Origin of the sequence: Mesorhizobium sp., assembly GCF_004963255.1 — a bacterium.
GTDB lineage: Bacteria > Pseudomonadota > Alphaproteobacteria > Rhizobiales > Rhizobiaceae > Mesorhizobium.
Map to the genome: position 1 here is coordinate 81,358 of NZ_SUGA01000019.1, position 10,835 is coordinate 92,192.

General features: G+C 64.4%; 15 protein-coding genes and 1 riboswitch. Of the genes, 8 read left to right on the forward strand and 7 right to left on the reverse strand.

From position 1 onward, the window contains the following. Positions 1-387 precede the first annotated feature (387 nt). Positions 388-1,113: an outer membrane beta-barrel protein gene (locus tag E5X34_RS19870; RefSeq protein WP_292568099.1), complete on the forward strand. Its 726-nt coding sequence runs from the start codon at positions 388-390 to the stop codon at positions 1,111-1,113. Positions 1,114-1,316: 203 nt separating this feature from the next. Here the strand turns inward: E5X34_RS19870 and E5X34_RS19875 are convergent, their stop codons facing one another. Then, the gene (locus E5X34_RS19875; protein WP_292568100.1) at positions 1,317-2,510 is read right to left on the reverse strand and encodes an MFS transporter; all 1,194 of its coding nucleotides are present in this window, start codon (positions 2,508-2,510) and stop codon (positions 1,317-1,319) included. 47 nt (positions 2,511-2,557) lie between these two features. Between E5X34_RS19875 and E5X34_RS19880 the strand changes: the two genes are divergently transcribed. Beyond that, the gene (locus E5X34_RS19880; RefSeq protein WP_292568101.1) at positions 2,558-3,076 is read left to right on the forward strand and encodes a GNAT family N-acetyltransferase; all 519 of its coding nucleotides are present in this window, start codon (positions 2,558-2,560) and stop codon (positions 3,074-3,076) included. Here the strand turns inward: E5X34_RS19880 and arsC are convergent. Genes arsC through E5X34_RS19895 form a run of 3 tightly spaced genes read right to left on the reverse strand, consistent with a single transcriptional unit; the run spans position 3,073 to position 4,561 of the window. Further along, positions 3,073-3,483 carry an arsenate reductase (glutaredoxin) gene (arsC, locus tag E5X34_RS19885; protein WP_292568103.1) on the reverse strand — a complete coding sequence of 137 codons (411 nt, stop codon included), beginning with the start codon at positions 3,481-3,483 and terminating at the stop codon, positions 3,073-3,075. The two genes, E5X34_RS19880 and arsC, sit on opposite strands and share 4 nt — an antisense overlap. Further along, complete coding sequence (locus E5X34_RS19890; protein ID WP_292568177.1) at positions 3,480-4,178, reverse strand: MIP/aquaporin family protein; 699 nt, start codon at positions 4,176-4,178, stop codon at positions 3,480-3,482. Before E5X34_RS19890 ends, arsC begins: the two co-directional genes overlap by 4 nt. Positions 4,179-4,210: 32 nt before the next feature. After that, on the reverse strand, positions 4,211-4,561 hold the full coding sequence (locus E5X34_RS19895; RefSeq protein WP_127883016.1) for a metalloregulator ArsR/SmtB family transcription factor: 351 nt from the start codon (positions 4,559-4,561) through the stop codon (positions 4,211-4,213). Between the two features lie 42 nt (positions 4,562-4,603). On the opposite strand from E5X34_RS19895, the gene E5X34_RS19900 reads away from it, so the two are divergent. After that, positions 4,604-5,125 (forward strand): DUF6428 family protein, encoded by a 522-nt coding sequence (locus tag E5X34_RS19900; RefSeq protein ID WP_292568106.1) that lies wholly within the window; start codon positions 4,604-4,606, stop codon positions 5,123-5,125. A 238-nt stretch (positions 5,126-5,363) separates the two neighbouring features. Here E5X34_RS19900 and E5X34_RS19905 read toward each other — a convergent pair whose 3' ends face one another. Together E5X34_RS19905 and E5X34_RS19910 are read right to left on the reverse strand one after the other, a co-directional pair. Continuing rightward, the gene (locus E5X34_RS19905) at positions 5,364-5,636 is read right to left on the reverse strand and encodes a PilZ domain-containing protein (RefSeq protein WP_292568108.1); all 273 of its coding nucleotides are present in this window, start codon (positions 5,634-5,636) and stop codon (positions 5,364-5,366) included. Between the two features lie 142 nt (positions 5,637-5,778). Further along, complete coding sequence (locus tag E5X34_RS19910) at positions 5,779-6,351, reverse strand: histidine phosphatase family protein (protein ID WP_292568110.1); 573 nt, start codon at positions 6,349-6,351, stop codon at positions 5,779-5,781. A gap of 85 nt (positions 6,352-6,436) precedes the next feature. Then, positions 6,437-6,581, forward strand: a riboswitch (adenosylcobalamin (AdoCbl) riboswitch). On the opposite strand from E5X34_RS19910, the gene E5X34_RS19915 reads away from it, so the two are divergent. The 3 genes from E5X34_RS19915 to E5X34_RS19925 all read left to right on the forward strand — a co-directional run bounded on the left by E5X34_RS19915 (position 6,582) and on the right by E5X34_RS19925 (position 8,451). Continuing rightward, entirely contained in the window at positions 6,582-6,791 is a 210-nt protein-coding gene (locus E5X34_RS19915) for a CbtB domain-containing protein (protein ID WP_042638334.1), read from the forward strand. Between the two features lie 194 nt (positions 6,792-6,985). After that, positions 6,986-7,726 carry a CbtA family protein gene (locus E5X34_RS19920; RefSeq protein WP_292568112.1) on the forward strand — a complete coding sequence of 247 codons (741 nt, stop codon included), beginning with the start codon at positions 6,986-6,988 and terminating at the stop codon, positions 7,724-7,726. A 251-nt stretch (positions 7,727-7,977) separates the two neighbouring features. Further along, positions 7,978-8,451, forward strand: coding sequence for a hypothetical protein (locus tag E5X34_RS19925; RefSeq protein ID WP_292568114.1), 474 nt, complete (start codon positions 7,978-7,980; stop codon positions 8,449-8,451). 85 nt (positions 8,452-8,536) lie between these two features. Here the strand turns inward: E5X34_RS19925 and E5X34_RS19930 are convergent, their stop codons facing one another. After that, positions 8,537-9,169, reverse strand: coding sequence for a TetR/AcrR family transcriptional regulator (locus tag E5X34_RS19930; RefSeq protein WP_292568117.1), 633 nt, complete (start codon positions 9,167-9,169; stop codon positions 8,537-8,539). Between the two features lie 104 nt (positions 9,170-9,273). Between E5X34_RS19930 and E5X34_RS19935 the strand changes: the two genes are divergently transcribed. Then, on the forward strand, positions 9,274-9,678 hold the full coding sequence (locus E5X34_RS19935) for a VOC family protein (RefSeq protein ID WP_292568119.1): 405 nt from the start codon (positions 9,274-9,276) through the stop codon (positions 9,676-9,678). Positions 9,679-9,885: 207 nt separating this feature from the next. After that, complete coding sequence (locus tag E5X34_RS19940) at positions 9,886-10,833, forward strand: DMT family transporter (protein ID WP_292568121.1); 948 nt, start codon at positions 9,886-9,888, stop codon at positions 10,831-10,833. The last annotated feature ends 2 nt before the right edge of the window (positions 10,834-10,835 follow it).

Below are 10,835 nucleotides of genomic sequence, written 5' to 3' on the forward strand. Positions count from 1 at the left end.
CTGCATGAAGTTGGACGGCGCCTGCCCCGCAATTGGCGTTTGCCTGTCCGTTGGCGCTTGAGAAACACCATTTCCGCCTTGGTTTGAGCCCGATCCAGAATGGTCTCTCAGCTTTCGGAAAGTGAGTTAAGTGTGACAAATTTGCAAGACTGAAATTCCGGAACAACAACTGTTCCGTTATTGCAATTTTGACTTCCGTATCCGCCACACGCGCCCGGATTTTCTCTGCTAGCGGTGCATTGAAGGGGTGGCACTCGATTTTCATTTCCGCAATGAGCGGACATGTCTTTGCAGATTGGCTGCCGGCTCCGGAAGCCCGCTCATGCATGGGCGGGAAGGAATGTGGACGCAATTTCGAAACTGGCAATTCAACGAGGAACGTATCCGATGAAGATCATACCCACGTCCATGGCTGCCATGGCGATCGTTCTTGCCGCCGGCAGCGCTTTCGCGGCCGATGCGCTCGCTCCGGAAGCGGCCCCGACCCCGCCGGCGGAGGAGAGCTTCAACTGGACGGGGCCCTATCTCGGCGGATTCGGTTCGTTTGCGGTTGGCGACATGAAGCTCAATTCGCGGCAGATCTTTGCCGACGGAAACCCGCCGCCGATCAACGGCGCGTTCGAGATTTCCGCCAGCGGCTTTCTCGGCGGCATCCAGGCCGGCTATGACTGGCAGTTCGCCGACCGCTGGGTGATCGGCGCCGTGGCGGATCTTGCCGCGTCCAGCTACGGCGCTTCGGTTACGGCCTCGGTGGGCGGCACCGAGATCTTCAATGGCGACGTGGACCTCAAATATCTCGGCACCGTTCGCGCGCGGCTGGGCCACGCTTGGGACCGCACGCTGATCTACGGCCATGGCGGCCTTGCCTTTGGCAAGACCGAGCAGACACTCACGGTCGGCGGGACGACCGTCTTCAACGAGGAGCAGACACGCACCGGCTGGACGATCGGTGCTGGCCTCGAGCACGCCATCACCGATCGCATCTCCTTCGGCACGGAGTATGCCTATGTCGACCTTGGCTCGAAGCAGATACTCGACAATGGCGAGGGGTTGACAGTCAAGGACGACGTGGCTTTCCACACGCTGAAGGCCTTCGTGAATTACCGTTTCTGAGCGCCTCGCGATCGTTCAGATTCGCTACCCACAGTTAAGCCTTATCCGATGCATGTCGCTCAGCCGAAACCACGGCGCATTTGAGCGACATGCATTGCACAATTCGTCCAAAAGATGTGCGGCGGCGTCCGTCGGGAGCCGCCTGAAAGCAGATCCCCGGGACAGATTCGGCGATTTCACCGTGCGTCAAACCGCTCCGAGGATCAGCGGCGCACGGCCGCAAGCAGGCAGACAGAGAACCCCACATTGAGCGTCGCCGCGAGCGCCAGCGCGGTCAGGACAAGATTGCCGCCGCCCATGCCCAGAAGCAGCGCTCCGATGGAAGGAGCCGCCGCCTGGATGATGAGGCTCGGCGTTGCGAGCTTGCCCATCAGGACGGCGTATTGCTGCGGATCGAACAGCACCAGCGGCAGCGCGCCGCGCGCGATCGTGTGGATGCCGTTGCCCGCGCCGTAGAGGATCAGGGCGAGCGCGATGAATGCGTGGCCCACCAGAAGCAGCCATATCCCGGCCGCGAGCAGCGATACGGATGCCAGCATCGTCCAGATCGGATGATGCCGGTTGCGGCCGATCAGCAGCTCGGCCACGCGCGCGCCGACCTGTGCCGGGCCGACCAGGGCGCCAAGGCTGACGGCCGCCGCCAGGCCGACGCCGCGCAATTGCAGAAGGGTGAGCAGGTGGACAGAGAGCGTGGATGCGATCATCGCGGCCACTGTCAGGATCAAGGCAAGCAGAATGAAGCGTGCCCGCGTCCTGCCCGTCGCGGATGCCTCTTTCGACTTGCCTCTCACCGGGGCGGGCGCCGCGGGCGGAGGCGGCGGTATGACCCAAAGATGGAGCGGCAGGCAGATCGCCAGATGGATCGCGGCATAGGAAAGGCAGGCGATGCGCCATCCGCCATGCTCGACAAGGTAGGCGCTGAGCGGCCAGCAGACGGTGCTGGCGAAACCACCGAAGAGCGTCAGGTTGGTGATGGCGCTGCGCGCGCCTTGCCCATAGAGCCGCCCCAGCGTGGCGAAGCCGGCGTCGTAGAGACTGCTCGACATGCCGAGGCCCATCAGCAGCCAGGCAACCAGGTAAAGCGGATAGGCGGTTGCCGTCGCCAGCAACGAATGCGCGGCCGCCAGCAGCAGCGAGCCGGTGGCAAGCACCGGACGGCCGCCATGGCGCTGGATCAGCCGGCCCGTGATGGGGGATACAAACCCGGCAAGCAGCAGCCCGCAGGACAGGCCGGCAACGATCGAGGCGAGCGACCAGCCGGTTTCTTTCGCGATCGGCGCGGCAAGAACCGCGGGCAGATAGTAGGACGATCCCCAGGCGAGGATCTGAGTGATGCCGAGGGCCGTGACGAGAACATGACGGTTGCGCTGGACAGGCGCAGGCGCTTCGGCCTTCACGGATTGCTCAAAGCCCATTATCAATCGAGCCTCGAAGGGGAGTGCACATGCGTATCGCGGTAATCGACGAGGCCGAAGCAACGGCGCAACTCGACGCCCTCGCCGGGCTCTTGATGCAGAGCATCGAGGATGGCGCGCTCGTCGGCTTCGTCCTGCCGTTCGATGCCGAACAGGCCCGGTCCTATTGGCAAGGCATCTTCCCTTCGCTGGCGGCCGGGGAACGCCTTCTCATCTGCGCCTATCTCGAGGACAATCTCGTCGGCACCGTCCAGCTCTATCTGTCGCCGGAACCGAATGCGCTGCACCGTGCGGAGGTTTACATGCTGCTCGTGCATCGAGATTTCCGGCGGCAAGGCATCGGTTCCGCGCTCATGGCGTCCCTGGAAGACGAGGCAAGGAAGAGCAAACGCTCCCTTCTCCTTCTCGACACCGCCGAGGGCGGAGCGAGCGAGCGGCTCTATCGGCGCATGAATTGGCGGCAAGTCGGCGTCGTGCCGCATCATTCCGTCGACCCGTTCGGCAAACCCAGGGCGTCCATCTATTTCATGAAGCATCTGGCGCCCTAAGCGACGGACGTATAGGCGACCTTCTCACCGTCTTCCTTGACGAATTCGCGCACCGGATTGTCGAGCAGCGGCAGCACTGCTTCCGACGGCCGACACAGTCTTGTCCCTTTCGGCGTCTCGACGATCGGCCGGTTGATGAGGATCGGATGGGCAAGCATGAAATCGACCAACTCCTCGTCGCTCCATGTCAGATCGGCGAGGCCTAGCTCGTCGTAAGGCGTGCCCTTCTCCCGCAGCAACTGGCGGGGTGTGATCCCCATCGCCGCGATCAGTTCGAGCAGCCGCTCGCGGCTCGGCGGCGTCTTCAGATATTCGATCGCCACCGGCTCCTCGCCGCTGGCGCGGATCATGGCGAGCGTGTTGCGCGAGGTGCCGCAAGCGGGATTGTGGTAGATCGTGACCGTCATGGTTCGGCTTTCAAGAGATGGGATTGCTGAACGGTTTCGGGCTTGAGGAGCCAGCCCATCAGCGCAAGCGCGATCAGGGCGCCGAGCAGCTCGGCGACGATGAAGCCCGGCAGATCGACCGGCCTGATGCCGGAGAAGCTGTTGGTGAGCGAGCGCGCAACGGCAACCGCAGGATTGGCGAAGGACGTGGACGCGGTGAACCAATAGGCCGCAGTGATATTGAGCCCGACCAGCCACGGCACGGCCCGCCGGTCGAAGCGAATGCCGGCGAGAATGACGGCGACAAGGCCGAATGCCGCGACGCCTTCGGAAAACCACTGCGCCGGCCCGGTCCGCAGCTTCGTCGAGACCTCCAGAACCGGCAGGGCGAACATGAGATGCGCGGCGATGGTGCCGGCGATGCCGCCGGCAAACTGCGCGGCGATATAGGCAGGGAGATCGCGGGCAGGCAGCGACCGATTGAGGCAGAACACCAGCGAAACGGCGGGATTGAAATGCGCGCCGGAGATCGGACCGAGGATGGTGATCAACACCACCAGCATGGCGCCGGTCGCGAGCGTGTTGCCGAGCAGCGCCAGCGCGATGTCGTGCGTCAGCGTCTCGGCCATGATGCCGGAACCGACGACCGTCGCCACCAGCAGACCGGTGCCCAGGGCTTCGGCGACCAACCGGCGCAATGGATCGAAGCCGCTCATCGGTTTGCCCCGCTGGGCCAAGGGCGCGGCAGTCATTGCGTGGTCCCCTCGCCCGGCCGGCAGCAAGGCGCGGCAAGCGCCGGCGCGCAGATTTCCGGGCGGCCCGAGCAGCAATCCTCCATCAGGAATCGGATCAGGCCGGACAGCGCGTCGTACTCGGCGCTGTAGACGATCGAGCGGGCATCACGCCGCGCGGTGACGAGGCCGGACCGTTCCAGTTCCTTGAGGTGGAAGCTGACATTGGAGGGCGAGACCTCGACCTGTTCGGCGAGCGAACCGGCGGAAATGCCTTCCGGTCCGGCAACGACCAACAGGCGCAGCAGGCGCAGGCGGGTTTCCTGCGACAGCGCGCCAAAGGCGATCAGGGCTTGACGTTCATCCACGTTTCAATAATCCTTGAAATATTGAAATGAGGAATAGCCGACATGCTGTCTTCTGACAATCATAAAAACGCCGCCCCGATCGACCCCTCCGACCTGACCATCGGCGACCTGCTGGGCGCGCTGGCCGACTACAAGGACAGGCCGCTGGTCTTCCGCTATGACGGGCGGCCTGTTAAACCAGGCTATCATGTCACCGAGGTGAAGGCGGGCCAGTTCTCGGCGCTGGATTGCGAGGCCAATCCGGAATCCTGGTCGGAGATCTTCGTCCAGCTATGGGACGTGGACGAAGGCGGGCCGGTCCATATGCCGGCCGGCAAGTTCGCGGCGATCATCCGCAACGTCTCGGATCACGTGGCCCTCGACCAGTCGGCGAAGCTGACCTTCGAGGTCAGCGACGGCGTCCGCCCGATGGAACTGCACCGCGCGGCCCAGCCAAGCGTCGTTGGCGGCGCCATCGAGGTCGAGCTTTCGCCGCGGCCAGCGAGCTGCAAGCCGCGTGACCGCTGGCTGAAGGAACAGGCGGCCGCGGGCAAGCCGTGCTGCGGAGAGAACAGCTGCTGCTGACCCGGCGAACGGCGCCCAAGCGCCGCCGCTTCAGAATCTGATCATGCCATTGGCCTGCAACAAATAGAGGCCCACGAGAATGATAGCGATCAGCGCCACCCAAACGGCTGTCCTGCTCATGCGCGAAAATCCCAGTTGATCGGCCCTCATGAACGCACGCGCCGCGGTTGCGTTCCCGATGTGCCGGGTTGCATTCCATCCGGACAGGATCAAGTCACGAATTGCTGAGAACCGCGCGTCAGCCCCTCGGCGCGTTGCTGTAGAGCGCCACGCCGATGCGATCGTTGCGCCGCCACCGCACCAGGGCGCGATAGGTCATATCGTCGGCTGGGACCTCGAGCAGGAAGCGTTCCGGGATCTCCGTATCGGCGGCGACGCGCAACTCCGCGCCCTGCTCGTGCTGATTCCTGACCGAGCAGCCGATCCTGACGGCTCCGGCAATGATCGTGGCTTCCTTGAGCACGAATTCGCGCGCATGAAGACGGCGCTCGGTCTCGGGATAATTGGCCATATCCGGCGGCTCCTAAGGCAAGGCTCTCCTCGCCACAGGGCAGCACCATAGCAGCAAGGCGTTTCCGTTCCGTTAGCGATTGCTGAAACAGCAGGATTCGTCTTCACCGCGGCCCATTGTCAGCAGAAAAGCTGTTCCGGCGCTATCTCGCGCCGGCGACCCCGCTCGCGTGCAGCACCCAGCGGCGGCCGTCGCTGCGGAACTCGGTGAACGACAGCGGCTCGACGTCGATCTTCCAGACCGAGGAGAGCGGCGCGCCCAGCACATGCACGATGGCGGCGCGGATCGGCACGGCGTGGGTGAGCGCGATGGTGTGGCCGCGCTCGCCGGCCAGCCGCTCCATCAGAGCGGCACCCCGCCGGGCCACCGCGGCAAGCGATTCGCCGCCATGGGGTGCTGCGTCCGGATCGGCAAACCAGGCCGCCATGCCTGCCGGGTCCTCAGCCTGCACCTCCTCGAAGCTTTTGCCGGCCCAGCGCGCGAAATCCTGCTCGGCAAGCAGCGGCTCGACGGTCGCTTCCAGGCCGAGCGCCTCGGCCGTCCTGCGCGCGGCAAGCGCCGGACTTGTCCAGACGCGGTCGGCCCGGCGCAGCGACGAAGCGATCGCGCCGGCGCTGTCGAAGGCGCTCGCCTCCGGCGCCTCGTCCGTCGGAAAGCGGCCCTTGCGCATACCGGGCGTCGCGCCGCTTGCGATCATCGTCAGGCGGGCGAGCATCCCAAAACTCCGTGGTCCAGTGAAATTTCGGCCAGGCGAAGCCGCGTTGGCCATTACATGTCGTTGACAGGCGAACGAAGTGCTGACAAGTGTTTTAGCGCTATACGGGATTGGAAGCCGGTGCGAGTCCGGCACGGTCGCGCCACTGTGATCGGCACCAGCCGAAAGTCAGGCCTTATTCCGCAGCATAGTTGGATCAACGGGACGCAGCATCCCAGTAGGAGGTCAAAATGTCCGACACCACCTTCGCCCCGACCTACGGCCCGGTTGCGATTCCCGTCCGCGAGCTTCTGCCCTGGGCAATCTTCGCCGGCCTGATGCTGATGCTGATGATCTATTTCGTCGGCGCGGAAGAAGGCGCGACCTCGCTGATCCGTGGCACGATGGTGCATGAATTCGTGCATGACGGCCGCCACCTGCTCGGCTTCCCCTGCCACTAGGAGCGGTTCAGCGAAGGCTGAACCGTCCTAGGTTTTGGTCTGACGCAATTCCGGACGGAAAACCGTTGCACACTTTTCTGGAATTGCTCTGGAGCGGCTTCGGCATCGCTGATGCCGTTCTGAGTTTTGGCCTAACGCAATTCCGGGCGAAAAACGCTTAATTTTTCCGGGAAATTGCTTGAAGGGACTCTGACATGGTCGGAAAACTTTTGCTGCGCGGCATGCTTGTCGGGCTGGTGGCGGGGATTCTGGCGTTCGCCTTCGCCCGCGTCTATGGCGAGCCGCAGGTCGACAAGGCGATCGCCTTCGAGGAACAGCAGGCGCAGGCCGCCGGCGAGGCGCCGGAGCCCGAGATGGTCAGCCGCGCCACGCAGGCAGGCATCGGTCTCGCGACCGGCGTGCTGGTCTATGGCGCGGCGCTTGGCGGGCTGTTCTCGCTGGTCTTCGCCTATGCCTATGGCCGGCTGGGCTCGCTCGGCCCGCGCGGCACCTCGGCGCTGCTGGCGCTGCTCGGCTTCCTTGCCGTGATTGTGGTTCCGAGCCTCAAATACCCGGCCAACCCGCCCGCGGTCGGCAATCCCGAAACCATCGCCTACCGCACCGAACTGTTCTTCATCATGATCGTCATCTCGATCGCCGCGATGGTGGCGGCGGTCGGCCTGGCGCAGCGGCTGTGGAGCAGGCTCGGCGCCTGGAATGCCTCGATCGTCGCCGGGCTCGCTTTCATCGTCGTCTTCGCGCTGGTGAAGGCGGCCCTGCCCGACATCAACGAAGTGCCGGAGAACTTCTCGGCAACGGTGTTGTGGCAGTTCCGCGTCGCCTCGCTCGGCATCCAGCTGGTGCTGTGGACCGTCGTCGGGCTCGGCTTCGGCGCGGTTGTCGAGCGCGTGGTCGCGGTGCGCGACCAGCGCGGCTCCGCCCGCCGCTACGCCTGAAGCCCATGCGCTGGCCGCCACGGTTCCTTGCCCTGGCGGCCAAAGCGGCTCAACGGTCGACACGACCGCTGAGCCGCTTTGGTCTTTTGTTTTCTCGCAATTCCGGACGGAAAACCGCGGCACACTTTTCCTGGAATTGCTCGGTTGCGGCACTGTTCGCCCTGCTGGCGGCAGCCTCGGCGCAGGCGCATAGTGGCTCCTCCGCTCCGCCTCCCCCGGGCATCCAGATCCCCAGCCTCACCCACGGCCAGATGGCGGTGATCGCGCGCTATCGCGGCGATATCCTCGACCTTGCCCAGCGCCAGACCGTGACCGACCCGACCTTCCGGCGGCTCTACAATCACGGCAATCTGCAATTCACCTACTGCCTCTGGGGCCTGATGCCGGGAAGCCTCGGCGATGAGGAAAGCCCCTTTAACGAATGCAGCCACGCTTATCTCGCCGCGGCGAAGGCGCTGCTCACCTATATGGCGACGATGCCAGCGGCCGAACGCCAGGCGAAGGCGCTGATCTCCGACGTCGACGAAGACATGGTGCGCAGCGGCGCGTCCTGGATCCTTTGCCAGTTCAGCGGCGAGGCTTTCAGCACCGGCGCGGTGATCGAGCCCAGATGGCGGGACATGGTGTTCCACCTGCCGAGCCTGGCTGTGCTGCTGGTCACGATGGCGGCGCTGATGACGGCTGCGTGGTCGATCTTCGGCGCGAAATGGGTAGGCGCTGTTTAACCGACTCGGGCCGGCCAACTACGTCGAGATACCAGGCGACATAACGCGGTTCGTTGCGCTGCGCAGGTCGCGTCAGGCGCCGCCACTACTTCGAGCGCACCCCATAAGCGGCGAGGAACGCTTCGACCGAGGCATCGGCGTGGCGCTCAAGGTCGGCTTTCGAGCGCGGGTTGCTTCCGGTGAACATCGCTTCGTTCATCGGAATCCAAAGCAGCATTCCAAAGAAATGGCTGGCCGCCAAACGAGGATCGCCGGTCTGCAACAAGCCTCGGCTGGTGAGCTTTTCAAAGCACTCCGCCACCGAGGCAAGCATGCGCTCAAAGCCTTTGTCGTACCAGCTACGGCCAAGCTGCGGCATCCGATCGGCATTGGCGATAATCAGACGCCGGAGCTTCAGCAACTCGTCGTTCATCAACGTCGTGGTCAATCGCCGGGCAAGCTGCTGCAGGCCGCCCTCCAGGAATTTTGCCTCGGAAAGCAGCATCGTCACGGACTCGACAACGTCGTTGACCTGAGAAGCGGTGGACTCCACGACCTCGCTGAAAAGCGTCTCCTTGTCCTTGAAGTGCTTGTAGACGGTCTGCTTGGAAGCACTTGCCCTGGTGGCGATCTCCTCCATGCTGGTCCCATCATAGCCCTTGGCGATGAACGCGGCGGTCGCCGCCTCGATGATCTCACGATCCTTGCGGGCCGATCTGGTCTCAACAGCAATTTTCATAAGCGCTCCTCGATCGGTACTAGACGGTACCGTTCCCGCATGATAGCCATCGCTACAGTACTAGACTGACTAGTACCCGTCAGTGAAACGGAGATTTCAACTCGATGACCCACATGGTCTTCCTCAATCTGCCGGTGCGCGACCTGCAGGCGGCGACCCAGTTTTATCTCGCGATCGGCGGCACGCTCAACCCGCAGTTCTCAAATGACCAGGCCAGCTCGATCATGTTCTCCGAATCGATCGGGGTCATGTTGCTGACGCACCAGCACTACAGCCAGTTCACAGCCCGGCCGATCGGCGATGCAAGGCGCGAGAGCCAAATGCTGATCGCGCTGACCGTCGACAGCAAGGACGCGGTCAACGCGGCCATCGAGAAAGGCGTCGCGGCGGGCGGCCGCGCCGATCCCAACCCGGCGCAGGATCTCGGCTTCATGTTCAACCGTCACATAGAAGACCCGGATGGCAATGTCTGGGAGTTCCTTTGGATGAACCCCGCAGCCATGCAATAGACCGTCGTATCGCCCTTTGCGGAATGACACACAGGAAGCAGCAGGGCACCGCCCCACCGCTCCTGTGTTCGGGCCAAGCCCGCCGTGTTCTCGACTTGATGTCCCGGTGCATCCGCCCATGCGGTCGCCGGGCTAGCGCATTGCGGCGAGCTGACGTAAGCATCGGCGCCTGCCCAATCCTGGGTGGAATCGCCGCAGCCGCCAACCATGTTCGTCTCCGAAGCCCTTGCCGTCACCGCCGCCTTGTGCAGCGCGCTGAGTTCCATGTTCCTCAGCGAGCTCAAGGGGCGCGTTCCTCTCCTTCAGCTTGCCCGCTGGCAGATGCTCGCGACCTTCGTGATGACCGGCTCGGTGTCGCTGGCGATCGGCGGCTGGCATACGATCGGCGCGAGGGAATTCTGGCTGCTCGCCGGGTCGAGCTTCGCCGGCATCAGCATCGCCAGCACGACCTATTTCGCCACCATCTATTCGGTCGGCCCGCGCATCACGGCGCTGCTCTTCTCGCTCACCTCGCCATTCGCGCTGGCGCTCGGCTATCTGGTGCTCGGCGAAACCATCAGCCGCTGGCAGGCGCTGGGCGTGGCGCTGGTGCTGGCGGGCATCGTGCTTGCCATCGGCATGCCGCGGCGCTTCCTCAAGCGCGGCGACCTGGCGCCGGCGATGCCGGTCGTCACCCCTTCCACCGTGCCGGTCAGCACCGTGCCCGGCCCGCCGCTCACCGGCCGCATGGGACCAGGCATCGTGCTTGGCGTCACGACGGCGCTCGGCCAGGCGATCGGCACCCTTCTGGCGCGACCGGCCATGGCTGCCGGCGTCGAGCCGTTCTCGGCCATGGCGCTGCGTTCCGGCCTCGCCGTCATCCTGTTCATCGCGCTCACGGCAACGCCGTTCGGCAAGGGCAGAAGGGAGGCCGTCCAGTTCGGCACGGTCGGGCTCGCCGTGCTATCCGCCTTCGTCGGCACCTCGCTCGGCATGTCCTGCCTGATGGCCGCGTTGCGCACCGGCAATGTCGGCATCATCTCGACGCTATCCTCGATGACGCCGGTCATCATCCTGCCGATGGTGTGGCTGCGCAGCGGCCAAAGGCCGACCGCGGCCGCCTGGGCCGGCGCGCTGCTGGCCATCGCCGGCACCGCGCTGATCAGCGTGAGGTGACG

Excerpts from the sequence above, each read along its gene's own strand:
- E5X34_RS19870 (WP_292568099.1), top strand. The coding sequence starts at position 388 with ATGAAGATCATACCCACGTCCATGGCTGCCATGGCGATCGTTCTTGCC.
- E5X34_RS19880 (WP_292568101.1), top strand. The coding sequence starts at position 2,558 with ATGCGTATCGCGGTAATCGACGAGGCCGAAGCAACGGCGCAACTCGAC.
- arsC (WP_292568103.1), bottom strand. The coding sequence starts at position 3,483 with ATGACGGTCACGATCTACCACAATCCCGCTTGCGGCACCTCGCGCAAC.
- E5X34_RS19890 (WP_292568177.1), bottom strand. The coding sequence starts at position 4,178 with ATGAGCGGCTTCGATCCATTGCGCCGGTTGGTCGCCGAAGCCCTGGGC.
- E5X34_RS19900 (WP_292568106.1), top strand. The coding sequence starts at position 4,604 with ATGCTGTCTTCTGACAATCATAAAAACGCCGCCCCGATCGACCCCTCC.
- E5X34_RS19905 (WP_292568108.1), bottom strand. The coding sequence starts at position 5,636 with ATGGCCAATTATCCCGAGACCGAGCGCCGTCTTCATGCGCGCGAATTC.
- E5X34_RS19910 (WP_292568110.1), bottom strand. The coding sequence starts at position 6,351 with ATGCTCGCCCGCCTGACGATGATCGCAAGCGGCGCGACGCCCGGTATG.
- E5X34_RS19915 (WP_042638334.1), top strand. The coding sequence starts at position 6,582 with ATGTCCGACACCACCTTCGCCCCGACCTACGGCCCGGTTGCGATTCCC.
- E5X34_RS19920 (WP_292568112.1), top strand. The coding sequence starts at position 6,986 with ATGGTCGGAAAACTTTTGCTGCGCGGCATGCTTGTCGGGCTGGTGGCG.
- E5X34_RS19925 (WP_292568114.1), top strand. The coding sequence starts at position 7,978 with ATGGCGGTGATCGCGCGCTATCGCGGCGATATCCTCGACCTTGCCCAG.
- E5X34_RS19930 (WP_292568117.1), bottom strand. The coding sequence starts at position 9,169 with ATGAAAATTGCTGTTGAGACCAGATCGGCCCGCAAGGATCGTGAGATC.
- E5X34_RS19935 (WP_292568119.1), top strand. The coding sequence starts at position 9,274 with ATGACCCACATGGTCTTCCTCAATCTGCCGGTGCGCGACCTGCAGGCG.
- E5X34_RS19940 (WP_292568121.1), top strand. The coding sequence starts at position 9,886 with ATGTTCGTCTCCGAAGCCCTTGCCGTCACCGCCGCCTTGTGCAGCGCG.